General features: G+C 64.5%; 16 protein-coding genes. 10 read left to right on the plus strand and 6 right to left on the minus strand.

Annotation, left to right across the window (positions count from 1 at the left end; genetic code table 11):
• Positions 1-206 precede the first annotated feature (206 nt).
• From OC450_RS10705 to OC450_RS10715, 3 genes are all read left to right on the plus strand, one after another.
• Entirely contained in the window at positions 207-626 is a 420-nt protein-coding gene (locus tag OC450_RS10705; protein ID WP_211381279.1) for a hypothetical protein, read from the plus strand.
• Between the two features lie 123 nt (positions 627-749).
• On the plus strand, positions 750-2,627 hold the full coding sequence (gene htpG, locus OC450_RS10710) for a molecular chaperone HtpG (protein ID WP_262047842.1): 1,878 nt from the start codon (positions 750-752) through the stop codon (positions 2,625-2,627).
• A gap of 128 nt (positions 2,628-2,755) precedes the next feature.
• The gene (locus OC450_RS10715) at positions 2,756-3,037 is read left to right on the plus strand and encodes a DUF3551 domain-containing protein (protein ID WP_211381281.1); all 282 of its coding nucleotides are present in this window, start codon (positions 2,756-2,758) and stop codon (positions 3,035-3,037) included.
• A 179-nt stretch (positions 3,038-3,216) separates the two neighbouring features.
• Here OC450_RS10715 and OC450_RS10720 read toward each other — a convergent pair whose 3' ends face one another.
• Together OC450_RS10720 and OC450_RS10725 are read right to left on the minus strand one after the other, a co-directional pair.
• Positions 3,217-3,960, minus strand: a complete 744-nt coding sequence (locus OC450_RS10720; RefSeq protein WP_262047843.1) for an SGNH/GDSL hydrolase family protein — start codon at positions 3,958-3,960, stop codon at positions 3,217-3,219.
• A 70-nt stretch (positions 3,961-4,030) separates the two neighbouring features.
• On the minus strand, positions 4,031-4,276 hold the full coding sequence (locus OC450_RS10725) for a hypothetical protein (protein ID WP_262047844.1): 246 nt from the start codon (positions 4,274-4,276) through the stop codon (positions 4,031-4,033).
• A 143-nt stretch (positions 4,277-4,419) separates the two neighbouring features.
• On the opposite strand from OC450_RS10725, the gene OC450_RS10730 reads away from it, so the two are divergent.
• From OC450_RS10730 to OC450_RS10750, 5 genes are all read left to right on the plus strand, one after another.
• On the plus strand, positions 4,420-6,234 hold the full coding sequence (locus OC450_RS10730; protein ID WP_211381283.1) for a long-chain-acyl-CoA synthetase: 1,815 nt from the start codon (positions 4,420-4,422) through the stop codon (positions 6,232-6,234).
• 152 nt (positions 6,235-6,386) lie between these two features.
• Positions 6,387-6,632, plus strand: a complete 246-nt coding sequence (locus OC450_RS10735) for an acyl carrier protein (protein WP_015688794.1) — start codon at positions 6,387-6,389, stop codon at positions 6,630-6,632.
• A complete protein-coding gene (locus OC450_RS10740) occupies positions 6,619-8,001 on the plus strand; it encodes a class I adenylate-forming enzyme family protein (RefSeq protein WP_211381284.1) in 1,383 nt (460 codons plus the stop codon). The genes OC450_RS10735 and OC450_RS10740 overlap by 14 nt, the downstream gene beginning before the upstream one ends.
• Positions 7,994-8,716 (plus strand): SDR family NAD(P)-dependent oxidoreductase, encoded by a 723-nt coding sequence (locus tag OC450_RS10745; RefSeq protein ID WP_211381285.1) that lies wholly within the window; start codon positions 7,994-7,996, stop codon positions 8,714-8,716. The genes OC450_RS10740 and OC450_RS10745 overlap by 8 nt, the downstream gene beginning before the upstream one ends.
• Positions 8,717-8,842: 126 nt before the next feature.
• Positions 8,843-9,055 (plus strand): hypothetical protein, encoded by a 213-nt coding sequence (locus OC450_RS10750; RefSeq protein ID WP_211381286.1) that lies wholly within the window; start codon positions 8,843-8,845, stop codon positions 9,053-9,055.
• Positions 9,056-9,068: 13 nt separating this feature from the next.
• On the opposite strand, the gene OC450_RS10755 is transcribed toward OC450_RS10750, so the two are convergent.
• Positions 9,069-9,452 (minus strand): hypothetical protein, encoded by a 384-nt coding sequence (locus OC450_RS10755; RefSeq protein WP_211382384.1) that lies wholly within the window; start codon positions 9,450-9,452, stop codon positions 9,069-9,071.
• A 218-nt stretch (positions 9,453-9,670) separates the two neighbouring features.
• Here OC450_RS10755 and OC450_RS10760 point away from each other — a divergent pair, with 218 nt between their 5' ends.
• Positions 9,671-10,825: a DUF3095 domain-containing protein gene (locus tag OC450_RS10760; RefSeq protein WP_211381287.1), complete on the plus strand. Its 1,155-nt coding sequence runs from the start codon at positions 9,671-9,673 to the stop codon at positions 10,823-10,825.
• Here the strand turns inward: OC450_RS10760 and OC450_RS10765 are convergent.
• From OC450_RS10765 to OC450_RS10775, 3 genes are all read right to left on the minus strand, one after another.
• Positions 10,822-11,256, minus strand: coding sequence for a DUF2147 domain-containing protein (locus OC450_RS10765; RefSeq protein WP_211381288.1), 435 nt, complete (start codon positions 11,254-11,256; stop codon positions 10,822-10,824). The genes OC450_RS10760 and OC450_RS10765 overlap by 4 nt on opposite strands.
• Positions 11,257-11,364: 108 nt before the next feature.
• A complete protein-coding gene (locus tag OC450_RS10770; protein WP_256807283.1) occupies positions 11,365-12,747 on the minus strand; it encodes an MATE family efflux transporter in 1,383 nt (460 codons plus the stop codon).
• A gap of 81 nt (positions 12,748-12,828) precedes the next feature.
• The gene (locus OC450_RS10775; RefSeq protein ID WP_211381290.1) at positions 12,829-13,356 is read right to left on the minus strand and encodes a GNAT family N-acetyltransferase; all 528 of its coding nucleotides are present in this window, start codon (positions 13,354-13,356) and stop codon (positions 12,829-12,831) included.
• Between the two features lie 233 nt (positions 13,357-13,589).
• On the opposite strand from OC450_RS10775, the gene OC450_RS10780 reads away from it, so the two are divergent.
• Positions 13,590-14,186: a superoxide dismutase gene (locus OC450_RS10780; protein ID WP_262047845.1), complete on the plus strand. Its 597-nt coding sequence runs from the start codon at positions 13,590-13,592 to the stop codon at positions 14,184-14,186.
• Positions 14,187-14,303: the final 117 nt, after the last annotated feature.

Consider the following 14,303-nt stretch of genomic DNA (forward strand, 5'->3'; position numbering starts at 1 on the left):
CCTACGTCGCCGGCTTATGGGGCAGGGGGGAATAGCCGGCTGTTGAGACGACTCCCTGGCGCGGGAGTCGTTCCAGGGGCCTGCGAAATTTTTTGTGCGGGCTGCGGTGATTTCCGCACACGGTTAAGTGATCTTAACGGACGAGAACTCCCGGTCGTGTCCTCGCGTTGTTCCCGCGATCGCCATGGGGCGAGGGGTCGACAGTCATGTCACAGATTAAAAAGGTATTTTTCGGTGTCGTCGCGATTGCCGCGACGCTTGGTGCCGTCCAGGTCGGTGCCGTCCAGCTGACCTCCGGCCACGATCTGGCCGACCGCTGGCAGGCGGTCGCCGACAAGCCGGTCAACAACGTCAATCGTTCCAGCAAAGCCGACAGGCTCGCCGACATCAGGCAGGCGGGGGTTCCGACCCGCACGGTGTCGATGCGGCTGAACGATCTGGCCGACACCTCGGTGCTGCTGCGCGTCCCCGCGGTGATCGAGACCGGGAACGCCAAGCCGCCCATGCTGCTCCAGAGTCAGGACCAGAAGCAGAGCCGCAAAAAGCCGACGATCGCCTGCGAGCCGATGGTCAGCTCCCTGACCGAGGTTGCAAAACTGCTCCAGCCCGGCCGCTGCGTGACCTGATTTGCGTGGGCCACTGGGGCAGTCGCCCTCCGCCGGGAGGGCGATCGCTCGCGTCCACTTGATCCCCCGCCCCCTCGCGTTATATCCCGGGTTTGTTCCCCTTTCGATTGACCGGGTAAACGCATGACGACGTCAGACACGGCTGTGCATACGCAGCCCTTCCAGGCCGAGGTTTCCGAGCTCCTGCACCTGATGGTGCACTCTGTCTATTCCGAGACCGACATCTTCCTGCGCGAGCTCGTCTCCAACGCCTCGGATGCCTGCGACAAGCTGCGCTATGAAGCCATCGCCAGCCCGGCGCTGCTGGGCGAGGGCGACGCGCTCAAGATCCGCATCATTCCGAACAAGACGGCCGGAACGCTGACGATCGCCGACAACGGCATCGGCATGGAGCGGCAGGAGCTGATCGACCACCTCGGCACCATCGCCCGCTCCGGCACCAAGGCGTTCGTGTCGAAGCTGAAGGAGGCCAAGGATGGCCTCGGCCTGATCGGCCAGTTCGGCGTCGGCTTCTATTCCGCTTTCATGGTCGCCGACAAGATCGCCGTGGTCAGCCGCCGTGCCGGCGAGAGCGACGTCTGGACCTGGACGTCGTCCGGCGGCTCCGGCTTCGAGATCGCGCGGGCGAGCGACGAGGAAGCGGCGCGCGTGGCCCGCGGCACCGAGATCGTCCTGCACCTGAAGGACGACGCCAGGAAATATATCGAGGCCTACGAGATCGAGCGCATCGTCGGGGCCTATTCCGACAACATCCTGTTTCCCATCGAGCTGGTGCCGGAGGAGGGCGAGCCGCGCCAGATCAATTCGGCGAGCGCGCTGTGGCAGCGCTCGAGATCCGAGCTGACGGCAGAGGACTACAAGAAGGCCTATCAGCAGATCGCATCCGCCTTCGACGATCCCGCGATGACGCTGCATTATCGCGCCGAGGGCCGCTATTCCTACGCCGTGCTGCTGTTCGCGCCGTCGACCAAGCCGTTCGACCTGTTCGAGCCGAACCGCAAGGGGCGCGTCAAGCTCTACGTCCGCCGCGTCTTCATCACCGATGACGCCGATCTGCTGCCGGGCTATCTCCGCTTCATCCGCGGCGTCGTCGACAGCGAGGATCTCCCGCTCAACATCTCGCGCGAGATGCTCCAGAACAATCCGCAGCTCGCGCAAATCCGGAAAGCCGTGGCGACCCGCGTGCTGTCCGAGCTCGAAAGCCTTGCGGAGAAGGATCCGGAGAACTTTGCAAAGATCTGGGAGGCCTTCGGCGCGGTGCTGAAGGAAGGCATCTACGAGGATTTCGAACGCCGCGAAAAGCTGCTGGCGCTGTCGCGCTTTACCACGACCTCCGGCGAGAAGCGCTCGCTCAAGGACGTCATCGCCGATTTCAAGCCGAACCAGACCGAGATCTATTATCTCGTCGGTGACAGCATCGAGCGGCTGAAGTCGAGCCCGCGGCTCGAGGCGGCGACCGCGCGCGGCATCGAGGTGCTGCTGCTTTCAGATCCCGTCGACGCCTTCTGGACCTCGATGCCATCGGAGTTCGAGGGCAAGCCGCTGAAGTCGCTGAGCCAGGGCGATCTCAACCTCGACCTGATCCCGCGCCTCGACGAGGCGGACGAGGCGAAGAAGGACGAGCCGGTCGCCGACGAGGCCGCCACCATCGCAATGATCAAGTCCGCGCTCGGCGAGCGTGTCAGCGACGTCAAGGCTTCGACGCGCCTCACCAGTTCGGCCTCTTGCCTCGTCGCCGACAGCCAGGGACCGAGCCGCGAGCTCGAGCGCATTCTGGCCCAGCAGAACCGCGGCATGCGCAGCAAGCCGATCCTCGAGATCAATCTGCGCCATCCGCTGGTCACGGCGATCACCAAGGCTCAGGCCGGCTCCTCCGCGGTCGACGATCTCAGCTTGCTGCTGCTCGAACAGGCGCAGATCCTGGACGGCGAGTTGCCGGAAGACCCTGCCGCGTTTGCGGCCAGGCTGAACCGTCTGGTGTTGCAGGGGCTCGGCGGGTAGCGGGCCCGCCAGCGACACCTCACCTTGCCGTCATCTGTCCTCAGGAACAGTCGCGCGCGCCGGGATGTTGTGTCATATGAAGCCGTCGGCATCGACGTTGCCGAGGTGACCTATTCGAGGATTTCTCCATGCGTCTGCCGCTCCTGACCCTCACTGCGATATTCACGCTGCTGGGCGCAGCGGATGCCAGCGCGCAGAGGTACGATCCGGCCTATCCCGTATGCATGCACCGCTACACCGGCGGCGGCTTGGGTGGCGGGGGCGGTGACTATTTTGACTGCTCCTTCACCTCGTTGCCGCAATGCCGCGCCACGGCGTCGGGCCTTGCCGCGACCTGCGACCTCAATCCCTATTACGCCTTCAACGAACCGCTGCCGCCCCGCCGGCGTCACAAGAAGGTGCACCAGTAGCAGCAGGCGACGCGGTTTCCGGTGCCAGGATTGAGGCGTCGCACAGTGGGCCTGGTTTGACTGTCGGTGCGGTGCTCATGGCCGTGCCGTCACACGCGCAGACCTTCGATCCCCGCTATCTCGTCTGCAGGCACGTCGGTAGCGCTCACGCGGTCGCTGGTGCGATGGAGCAGGTAGGACTACCGGCTGCGCATGCCAGCGGATGACGGAGCCTTGTTCACCGCCGCGTTGATTGCTGCGGTCAATTGCCAGGTCATCTGGTCCGTCGTCCAGTCGCTTGCGTGCAGCCTGGTGTCGTCGCCCGGGTCGACCATCCGGTCGAATGAAATCCCTGCGATATCGTGCCAGCCCTTCATCAGCTCGAAGCGGCGAAAGACATTGACGCGCTTCTTATGTGCGATGTCGCTGATCGCCTCGACCATTGCGATCGCCTTGCCGATCTTGGCCCGTGTCAGCAGCGCCGGCACATACTGCAGGTCCATTAGAATCACGTCGATCCGCTTGGCCGCCAGAAGTTCGTCGACACCTTTACGGATCGCCTTCGTGGTATCCCTGAAAGAAGGAGGGTTCTGATCGGCGGGTTGCCAAACCGAGTTGGTGCCGACCTGCCAGATAACGAGGTCGGGATTCAGGTCGAAGACGTCGCGCTGGAATCGCTTGAACTCTTCAGGAGCCTCTTGGCCGCCGATGCCCCGGTTGATCACGTCGATCGTTGCCTTCGGAAATTGCCACCGAAACTGGATCCGAAGGTCCGCCAGCAGTCGTTGGGGATAGGGCGTGATACCTCCTTCGCCCGCCGTGGTCGACGAGCCGATCGCGACCACCTTGACCCGTCCGTCGCCGCTCAGCCGGTTGAAAAGATTGGTCAGCCTTTGCCGGAACGGCGTTGCCTGAACCGGAATTTGTGAGGGGTCGAGAGCCACGGGTCGCCTCCCTGTCGTGACCAGGACAACGCAAGGTAGAGCGAAGGATAGCCTGCTTGGACGAAGCCGCCTAGCGCCGTGTGCTTCTTTGCTCCTTCCGGATCCCCGACAGCTCCACCACCTTGCGCCAGCGCTCGGTCTCCGCGGTCAGCATGCCGCCGAATGCGTCGGCATTGCCGTGCGGCGGGATCCGCGCGATGCCGGCGACCGGCGCAATGCCCTTGGCGAAATCATACGGCAGCGCGGGGTCGAACGAGGCGTTGATCGCGTTCGCGCTACGCGTCCGAATGACTGGATTTGCTGTCGCAAGAAACAAGCCGGGCCGTACAGCGATCCCCCTCGGCTTGGTAAAGGATCACTAGAGTTAATCGCGCACTAACCGCGTTTTACCTTGTCTCTTAACACCTGGGCAGGGCGTGCGAGCTAAGCTGCCGGAACCAGCAGACACGTTCCGAAAGAATGAACGGCATGACCACCGGCATCATCGAGCAACCGAGAGCCGCGCGCGCACCTTCGGCTTCAAAAATCTGGCTGAAGGCCATCGAGCTCACCGCGCGGATCGAGGCGCTGCCGGGCCGGCTGTTCGCCGACGTCGTCGACGACTGGGCGCAGCGTCAACCCGCCCGCATCGCGCTGATCACCGATGACGCAAGCCTCGACTATGAGGGGCTCTCGAAACGCATCAACCGCTATGCGCGCTGGGCGCGCTCGGTCGGCGTGGCCAAGGGCGACACGGTCGCGCTCATCATGCCGAACGGCATCGACTATGTCGCCGCCTGGCTCGGCATCAGCCGCGCCGGCGGCGTGGTCGCGCTGCTCAATACAAAGCTTGTCGGGCCATCGCTCGCGCATTGCATCGACGTTGCAAAGCCATCGCATATCATCGTCGCGCATGAGCTGACGGCGATGCTTGACAGCGCGTCGCCGCACCTGAAGACGGAAGCAAAGGTCTGGACCCATGGCGACGCCCGCAGCGAACGCGCGGTCGATGTCGCGCTTGCCGCCCTCGACGACGGTCCGCTCTCGCCGGACGAGCACGGCGACGTCACCATCAACGATCGCGCCCTGCTGATCTACACGTCCGGGACCACCGGCCTGCCGAAAGCGGCCAGCATCAGCCATCGCCGCATCCTCAACTGGGGCTTTTGGTTCGCCGGCCTCACCGGCGCGAGCCCGCAGGATCGGCTCTACGACTGCTTGCCGTTGTTCCATTCGGTCGGCGGCATCGTCGCGCCATGCAGCATGCTCGCTGCCGGCGGTTCGGTGGTGATCGCGGAAAAATTCTCGGCCTCGAATTTCTGGCCGGACATCGTGCGCCACGATTGCACGCTATTCCAGTACATCGGCGAGCTCTGCCGCTACCTGCTGAAGGCGCCGCCGTCCGAATACGAGAACCGTCACCGCCTGCGGCTCGCCTGCGGCAACGGCCTGCGCGGCGACATCTGGGAGGACTTTCAGGCCCGTTTCGCCATTCCCCGCATCCTCGAATTCTATGCCGCGACGGAAGGCAATTTCTCGCTGTTCAACGTCGAGGGCCAGCCGGGGGCGATCGGCCGCATCCCGCCGCTGCTCGCCCATCGTTTCCCGGCCAGCCTCGTCAGGCTCGACCCCGGCAGCGGCGCGCCGCTGCGCAATGAAGATGGACTTTGCATTGCCTGCGCACGCGGCGAGGCCGGCGAAGCCATCGGCCGCATCGGCACGGCGGACCAGGGCGGCGGCCGCTTCGAGGGCTACACCGACGCGAGCGAGACCGAGAAGAAGATTTTGCGCGATGTCTTCGCCAAGGGCGATGCCTGGTTCCGCACCGGCGACCTGATGCGGCTCGACGACAAGGGCTTCTTCCACTTCGTCGACCGCATCGGAGATACCTTCCGCTGGAAGGGCGAGAACGTCGCCGCCTCGGAGGTCAACGATGCCGTGCGCGATTTTACCGGCGTGATCGATGCGACCACTTACGGCGTCAGCATCCCTGGCACTGACGGCCGCGCCGGCATGAGCGCGATCGTCGTGAACGAGGGTTTTCACGTGGAAGCGCTGCCTGCGCATCTCGCGCAGCGCCTGCCGGCCTATGCTCGGCCCCTCTTCCTTCGCATCTCGCGCGAGCTCGATGCGACCGAGACCTTCAAGCAGAAGAAGACCGAGCTCGCGCGAGAGGGCTTTGATCCGGGCGCGATCCGCGATCCGCTGTTCATGCTGGACCCGAAGGCCGGCGCCTATGCCGCGCTCGATCTGGAGGCGTATTCGAAGCTCGTCGACGGCTCGATCAGGCTCTAGCCATGCGAAATCCGGAGATAGGTCCAATTTTATCTGAATTGTCCAAGAAGCCATTTACTTCTGTCGGGTAAACAAAAGGCCATGGGAGGCGGTCATCAGGAGCCGCCGTCTGAACGACGAAGAATGAACAAGAACAGAGCAGCGAGCCAGCCATGTCGGTAAGGTCTAAGGTCATTGAAGCGATCCAGCAGATCGCCAAGGAGCAGCACGTCACGCTGCCCGCACTCTCGGACGATCTGTCCCTGCACGAGACGGGCTTCGACTCGCTCGCCTTCGCCATTTTGGTAGCGCGTCTCGAGGACGAGACCGGCGTCGACCCCTTCACCATCTCCGAGGACGCAGCGTTCCCCGCCACCGTGGGCGATTTCGTGCGGGCCTACGAAAATGTCCCCGCGTGAGATCTTTGCGCTACGCGACCATCTCGGCGCGGAGCTGACGGGCCGCACGCTGTCGGACGCGCACGATGTCGCGTCGCTGACGGATATCCTGTCGCAGACGGTCCTGGGCGGACGGCTGCGCGAGCTGTCCGGCCGCGCGGTCCTGTTGAAACTGTCCGACCAGCTCCGGTCCGGCCTTGCCATGATCGAGCTCGACGGCGTTGCCCGTCGCATGCTGCTGTGCCCGCCAGATCTCAACCCGGCATATCTCGACGCGCTGATCGCGGATGCCGGAATCGATGCCGTCGTCACCGACGAGCCGGATCGCTGGGCCGAGACCGGCGTGACGCTGGTCGTCACCGCGCAGCTGCCGCTTGAGGCCACCGCGCCGGCCAGAACCGAACGCGCGACCGAATGGCTGATGCTCACCTCGGGCACCTCGGGCGTACCGAAAATCGTCGGTCATACGCTGGAGGCACTCACGGGCGCCATCGTCGCCGAAGGCCCCGCGCGCGGACCCGCGCCGGTGTGGGCGACGTTCTACGACATTCGCCGCTATGGCGGCCTGCAGATATTCCTCCGTGCCGTCCTCTCCGGCGGCTCCATGGTGCTGTCCGATCCGGATGAGGCGCTGGCCGATCACGTCGCGCGGCTGAACGCGCGTGGGGTCTCCCACATCTCCGGCACGCCCTCGCACTGGCGCAAGTTGTTGATGAGCGGCTCGGCCGCAAAGTTCGCGCCGCGTTACGTCCGTCTCTCGGGCGAGATTGCCGATCAGGCAGTGCTCGATGGCCTGAAGGCCGCGTTCCCCAATTCGTCCGTCGGCCACGCCTACGCCTCGACAGAGGCCGGCGTCGGCTTTGCCGTCAATGACGGGCTCGAGGGTTTTCCGGCTGACTATCTCGGCAACCGCAATGGCGTCGAGATGAAGGTCGTCGACGGTTCGCTGCGCATCCGCTCGACGCGCACGGCGCACGCCTATATCGGCCGCAACGCCGCCGCGCTGACCGATGACGACGGCTTTGTCGACAGCGGCGATATCGTCGAATTGCGCGGCGACCGCTACTATTTCGTCGGCCGTCGCGGCGGCATCATCAATATCGGCGGACTGAAGGTTCACCCCGAAGAGATCGAGGCGGTGATCAACCGCCATGCCGACGTACGGATGTCGCGGGCGAAATCGCGCAAGAGCCCGATCACCGGCGGTATCGTCGTCGCCGACGTGATCCTCGCCGACGGCACCGATCCGGCGCGTGCCAAAGAGATCCGCGACCAGATCCTGGATCAGTGTCGCGCGCAGCTCGCATCTCACAAGGTGCCGGCGGTGATCCGCTTCGTCGAGGCGCTCGACGTCACTCCGGCCGGCAAACTGGCGCGCACCGATGCATAATGTCCTTGTCACCGGAGGCAGCCGCGGTATCGGCCTTGCGATCGGCACGCGGCTGGTGGATGCCGGCTATAACGTCATCGCAGCCGCGCGGCGCGAGAGCGATGAGCTCAAGGCGGCGATCGCGGGGTCGGAAGGGCGTCTGCATTTCCGCGCCTGCGATCTCGCGGTGATCGACGCGATCCCGGCGTTTGCAAAAATGGTGCGCGACGAGTTCGGCCCGATCTATGGCCTCGTCAACAATGCCGGCCTGGGCACCGAAGGCCTGCTCGCGACCATGCACAATTCCGAGATCGAGGCGCTGGTCCAGCTCAACGTGCTGTCGCCGATCATCCTCACCAAATATGTCGCGCGGCAGATGATGGCCGATGGTGCCGGCCGCATCATCAACATCTCCTCGATCATCGCCACCACCGGCTATAACGGGCTGTCCGTTTACGGCGCGACCAAGGCCGCCGCCACCGGATTCACCCGCTCGCTCGCGCGCGAGGTCGGAAAGCTCGGCATCACCGTGAACGCGATCGCGCCCGGCTTCATCGACACCGAGCTCACCCACAACCTCTCCGACGAGAGCCGCAAGCGCATCGCCGGGCGCAGCGCGCTGCGCCGCCTGCCGGAGACGGATGACGTCGCGCGCATGGTGGAATATCTGCTCGGCGAGGGCGGCCGCAACGTGACCGGCACCGTCTTTACGATTGACGCCGGGAATACGGCGTAAACGGAACTCCGCCGCCATCATTACGTTGATCCGGAACAATGACATCCAGCCGGATGTGGTCGTAAGATGCGTAGCAATCGATTGGGTTACGTCAATCGATCTGCCCCAATCGACAGGGAGCAGTCCATGGCCATCCCAAACATGACCGCTTCAAACGAGGGCCGGACGGAGCATGCCAGCACGAAGCCGGATGATGACGTCCACTGCCCGCCGATGACGCATCAGAATTCCGGTACTCACGGCCATGAAATGTATCCGCAGCAATTCGTGCGGCTGGTCGGTTGCCACGACGCGTCTCTGGACGCCCTGCGCAAGCGTCAGGACGCGAAGGTGCATTAGCGCGTACCGCCGCTCACGTCCGATGCTTCGGCAAATCGATCCGTTCGTGTGAGAATTCCGGCGGCCCCTCGGTGAGGCGACGGATGCGGCGCTCGCGTTCGTCCTCCGGCAATGCGGGATCGAGCAGCCCCTCGATCTCGTGCACCGCGATCTCTTCGATCTTGGCGTCCGATGCGATCGGGGGCGTTGAGGCAAGTCCCGGGGACGCGATCTTCAGCCCCAATTCGACCAGCTTGCGGATCGCCTCCGAGCGCGACAGGCTCTGGGCTTCAGCCCAGGCATCGACGGCAGCGGTCAGCCTCTCCGGCATCTTCACCGCACTGATCGGATCAAGCCCCGTGCGCCGGCGCACGGAAGTGGTGGGGTCCTTGCTGCCGAAGTCGGGCACTTCGATCATCCCGTGCAACGCCTGAAGATGAGCCCAGCATATCCGCACCCGGCGGCCGGCTTTTTGATGCCGATCAATGCTCCGCTGCGGCATTGCAGCGCGGCGCGGTCTTGTTGTCCGGGCTCATTTCGGCCAATGATTGAAAAGGGGGACGCCAGCCGGCGAACCCGGATCGATCCTGCTCCGTATCTCCCTCGGAAGCGCACCAAACGTCCGGCAATCACCCGATGACACCAGCCGCCCCCTTCTACGGCAGCATTCCCGTCTTCCGCGGCTTCACCAGCCTGATGGAGCCCGCACTCTATGCGCCGCTGCCGGACGATTGGAGCATCGGCGTCGCCGACATCGTCGATTCCACCAAGGCGATCGCCGCGCAGCGCTACAAGGCCGTGAACATGGCCGGCGCAGCCGTGATTGCAGCGGTGACGAATGCGCTGGAGGGCCGGGAATTCCCCTTCGTGTTCGGCGGCGACGGCGCGAGCTTTGCGGTCGCGCCTTCCGATCTCGATGCTGCCCGCGAGGCTCTGGCCGCGACCGCAACCTGGGTGCGGGAGGATCTCGATCTTGAGATGCGCGTTGGATTGGTGCCGGTGAGCGCGATCCGCGCGCAAGGTCTCGACGTTCGCGTCGCGCGCTTTGGGCCGTCGGCTAATTTGTCCTATGCGATGTTCTCTGGCGGTGGGCTTGCCTGGGCCGACGCCGCGATGAAGCGCGGCGAGTTTGCGGTCGCGGAGGCGCCCGACGGCACGCAGCCCGATCTCTCCGGACTGTCCTGCCGTTTCGAGGTGATGCCGGCCTCGCGCGGACTGATCCTGTCCGTGCTGGTGATGCCGACGCCCGGTGCCGATCCGCAGGCTTTCCGCAAGGTGATCGAGGACATCATCCACCTCGTCGAGCGCAGCCCGGATGGCGGCCGTCCGGTGCCATCGCAGGGGCCGCCGCTGACATGGCCTCCGCAGGGGCTGGAATATGAAGCACGCACCAAGCGTGGCGGTCCGCTGGTCGCACGTCGCGCCCGCGTGCTGGCCTACACGCTGTTCGTCTATCTGATCATGCGTTTCGACCTCAACGTCGGCGGCTTCGTGCCTGATGTCTACAAGCGGCAGGTGGTCGAGAACTCGGATTTCCGCAAATATGACGACGGCCTGCGCATGATCCTCGACTGCACCCCGCAGCTCGAACGCGCGCTGAGCGACCGTCTCGCGGCGGCGGCACGCGACGGCATCGTGCGTTACGGCCTCCACCAACAGGACGCCGCGATGATGACCTGCTTCACGCCGTCGGCGCTGCGCAGCGACCACGTCCACTTCATCGACGGCGCGAGAGGTGGCTACGCCTCGGCGGCGACGGCGTTGAAGGCGATGGCGGCGGGCGCGAGCTAGCGCCCCGCACGCGTCCAGGTCTCGCCGCCGCAGAGCGCGCCGACGCAGCCTTCCACCCGCAATGCGTCCGTGCCGGTGACGGTGACACTGCTCGCATAGGTGCTGCCGTCATCGGCATTGTAGATCTGGCCGGACCATTTGTTCGGGCCTGAAGGCTGCATGCCAATGAACAGCGGCAGTCCGATCATCGGGCGCCTGGCGAGTTCGGGATTGGGATTCTTGCTGTCGGTCGCTGGCTGGCCGGTCGCGGTGTCGTGGGGCTCGCGCAGCCAGACGATGTTGCCGCAGACGCCGCCGCCGCATTTGCCGATCTTGACGCGGGCATCACCGGCCTGGGTCAGCCAGGTCCCGTCGACGCTCTGCGCCTGCGCGGCAGTCGTGCCAAGCAGCGCAGCCAGGATGACAATGAGAGCAGCGAATCTGGAAGTCATGGAGGGGGCCCCGAATTGGAGGCGCCTCCATAGCAGCCCGGCAGGATAGTGCAACGCTGGATGGAATCACATTCCTGCGCCTATTTGCCTGCGCTTATCTACCTGCGCTCATTTGCCCCAGCGGACGAAGGCGACCGAGGCTGCGGTCGAGAGCCCGAACACGACCATGGCGCCGCCGACCAGGGCGAACAATGTCCAGGCCGGCGCCTGCGCCATCATCAGGCCGACGCCACCGATCGCGACGATCAGAAGCCGCGCGGTGGAGGCCAGAACCGGACCGCCGACGCGCGCCGCACCTTGCGAGGAAAAATACAGCGACACACCCATGCCGAAGAACACGAAGGCCGGCCCGGCCCAGTGGAAATAGCTGTGCGCCGCGGCGGTGACGCCGGGATCTCCGGTGAAGAGCGCCACCCACAATGCGGGATCGAGCGCAATGACGAGGCCGATCAGGCCGACGGTGATCCCGGAGGCTGCCGCCGCGGTCCAGGCCACGCGCCGCGCGCGCTTCACTTGTCCGGCGCCCATCGCCATGCCGACCATCGGCACCGAGGCGATGCCGAAGGCGAAGGTGATCGGTATCAGCAAAAATTCCAGCCGCGAGCCGATGCCGTAGCCGGCCAGCATTTCGGTGCCGAAGGTCGCCAGGATCTTCGTGAAGATCAAAATGGTGAGCACGGTCTGGAGCGGCGACAGGCAGGCGACCGCGCCGACCTTGAGGATGTCCAGGAACATGGCGCGCTCGAAATGAAAGGCGCGGACCCTCAGCGGCAGCCGGCTGCGGCCGGACAAGAGATACCAGAGGAAAAAGAGCGCGGCGCAGGTGAACGCAATCAACTGGCCGGCGGCGACGCCGGGCATGCCGAATTGCGGCACGCCGAACAGGCCGAGCCCCAGCGTGCCGCCGAGCGAAATCTGGAGCACGCTCATCCCGATCAAAATCATCGAAGGCAGGCGCATGTCGCCGGTGCCGCGGATCACCGAGGCCAGCGTGTTGACGAGCCAGATCGCCACCGCGCCGGAGAACAGCATCTGCGAATAGCCGCTGGCTTCCTCGAGCACGCGCTCGCGTCCGCCGAGCAACGTGAAGAACGAGCGACCGAAGGCGAGCATCATCACCGTGAAGAAAAGCCCGCCGCAAATGCCGATGATGGCGGCGTGCAGCGCCAGCGACGCGGCGCGGTCGCGATCCCCGGCGCCGAGCGCACGGCTGATCGCCGACGAGACGCCGCCGCCCATCGCGCCCGCGCTCATCATCTGCGTCAGCATCGCGAACGGGAACACCAGCGCGATCGCCGCGAGCGGGATGGTGCCGAGCCGCCCGATATAGGAGGTCTCGGCAATCGCAACCAGCGTGCTGCCGACCATCGCGATCATGTTGGGGATCGCGAGCCGCAGCAGCGTCGGCAGGATCGGCGCGGTCAGCAGGCTGGCGATGGGGGAGGCGACCGGGGCAGGCGGCACGGCGTCTATCGAGGCGTCGATCGTCATGTCTCACCGGGCGGAACATTGGATGATGATCGACATATTACAGGGTTGGCTTGCCTCCGCCAGCCTTGCTTCACGCAGGGCTCACCAGGGCAGGCCGCAGAGGTCGATGGTGCCCAGCGTCGGCGCACGGACGATGTTGAAGACATAGGGCGTCATGGCGTCGAACCGGATTCGTCCCTCCGGCTGTTCGCAATAGACCTCGCCCTTGAAGGGCAGCCAGCTTCGGGCCTGGTAGAACGCAAAATTGTGCGGCTCGCAGAACAGCAGTGCGAAGCGCGCCGCTTCGTTGGCGCGGATGGTGTGCACCGCCGCATCGATCGCCATGGTCGCATATCCGCGGCTACGCCGGTCCTCGCGCGTGCACACCCCGCCGATGCCGCCGATATGCACATTCTGTCCGTTCCAGGTGACGGTGCGGAAGTAGATGCCGACATGGCAGACGAGACCGTCCTCGGGCGTCTCGATCAGCACGCGCAAATCGGCATTGGCCCATTTGACGTGCGCCCATGGCAGCTTCTCGACCATTTGCGGTCCGAACACCGCCTGATGCAGCGGCTCTGCGATCGGCCAGGAGGCATCGCCGTTCAAAATGTCGATCTCGATGCTCATTGCTCTTTCTTTCGCATCTCCGCGTGGTGCGTTCGTTCTGCCATAAGCGCCTCAAAGGCAATGACATTTTTCGGCTTGTTGAAGCGGCCCCTCACACTTGCGACGATTTTATGCAATCGGGCCAAACCGCCGCATCACCCGTTTTTGCAATTTGGCGGTATTTAACGGCCGAGGAACCTTCTATAAGGGGTGACCGTTAAGCCTCGTTCCCCATCAGTCGCGGACAACAACCCATGACCTTTACGCTGCCCCCACTCCCTTACGCCTATGACGCCCTCGGCCAGTTCATGTCGAAGGAGACGCTCGAATTCCACCACGACAAGCATCATCAGGCCTACGTCACCAACGGCAACAACGCGCTCAAGGGCACCGAATGGGAAGGCAAGTCCCTTGAGGAGATCGTCAAGGGCTCGTTCGGCAAGAACCCCGCAGTGTTCAACAATGCCGGCCAGCACTACAACCACATCCACTTCTGGAGCTGGATGAAGCCTAATGGCGGCGGCACCAAGCTGCCCAGCAAGCTCGAGAAGAAGATCAACGAGGACCTCGGTGGCTTCGAGAAGTTCAAGACCGACTTCCAGGCGGCCGGCGTCGGCCAGTTCGGCTCCGGCTGGTGCTGGCTCCAGGTCAAGAACGGCAAGCTCGAGATCGCCAAGACCCCGAACGGCGAGAATCCGCTGGTGCACGGCGCCACTCCGATCCTCGGCTGCGACGTCTGGGAGCACTCCTACTACATCGACTATCGCAACCGCCGTCCCGACTATCTCAAGGCGTTCGTCGAGAACCTCGTGAACTGGGAATACGTCGAATCCCTGTTCGACAAGGCCTGAGGGCTCACACATTCCGGGTTCGGCTTTGCCGCTCCGGAAGTGACGAATTGAAAAGGCGGTCGCATGCGCGGCCGCCTTTTTTCTGTGCGGAATTCGTCCGCACCTCGCATGGCCCTG

It is taken from the genome of Bradyrhizobium sp. Bra78 (assembly GCF_024519855.1).
Lineage (GTDB): Bacteria > Pseudomonadota > Alphaproteobacteria > Rhizobiales > Xanthobacteraceae > Bradyrhizobium > Bradyrhizobium japonicum_G.

Excerpts from the sequence above, each read along its gene's own strand:
- OC450_RS10705 (WP_211381279.1), top strand. The coding sequence starts at position 207 with ATGTCACAGATTAAAAAGGTATTTTTCGGTGTCGTCGCGATTGCCGCG.
- htpG (WP_262047842.1), top strand. The coding sequence starts at position 750 with ATGACGACGTCAGACACGGCTGTGCATACGCAGCCCTTCCAGGCCGAG.
- OC450_RS10715 (WP_211381281.1), top strand. The coding sequence starts at position 2,756 with ATGCGTCTGCCGCTCCTGACCCTCACTGCGATATTCACGCTGCTGGGC.
- OC450_RS10730 (WP_211381283.1), top strand. The coding sequence starts at position 4,420 with ATGAACGGCATGACCACCGGCATCATCGAGCAACCGAGAGCCGCGCGC.
- OC450_RS10735 (WP_015688794.1), top strand. The coding sequence starts at position 6,387 with ATGTCGGTAAGGTCTAAGGTCATTGAAGCGATCCAGCAGATCGCCAAG.
- OC450_RS10740 (WP_211381284.1), top strand. The coding sequence starts at position 6,619 with ATGTCCCCGCGTGAGATCTTTGCGCTACGCGACCATCTCGGCGCGGAG.
- OC450_RS10745 (WP_211381285.1), top strand. The coding sequence starts at position 7,994 with ATGCATAATGTCCTTGTCACCGGAGGCAGCCGCGGTATCGGCCTTGCG.
- OC450_RS10750 (WP_211381286.1), top strand. The coding sequence starts at position 8,843 with ATGGCCATCCCAAACATGACCGCTTCAAACGAGGGCCGGACGGAGCAT.
- OC450_RS10755 (WP_211382384.1), bottom strand. The coding sequence starts at position 9,452 with ATGATCGAAGTGCCCGACTTCGGCAGCAAGGACCCCACCACTTCCGTG.
- OC450_RS10760 (WP_211381287.1), top strand. The coding sequence starts at position 9,671 with ATGACACCAGCCGCCCCCTTCTACGGCAGCATTCCCGTCTTCCGCGGC.
- OC450_RS10765 (WP_211381288.1), bottom strand. The coding sequence starts at position 11,256 with ATGACTTCCAGATTCGCTGCTCTCATTGTCATCCTGGCTGCGCTGCTT.
- OC450_RS10770 (WP_256807283.1), bottom strand. The coding sequence starts at position 12,747 with ATGACGATCGACGCCTCGATAGACGCCGTGCCGCCTGCCCCGGTCGCC.
- OC450_RS10775 (WP_211381290.1), bottom strand. The coding sequence starts at position 13,356 with ATGAGCATCGAGATCGACATTTTGAACGGCGATGCCTCCTGGCCGATC.
- OC450_RS10780 (WP_262047845.1), top strand. The coding sequence starts at position 13,590 with ATGACCTTTACGCTGCCCCCACTCCCTTACGCCTATGACGCCCTCGGC.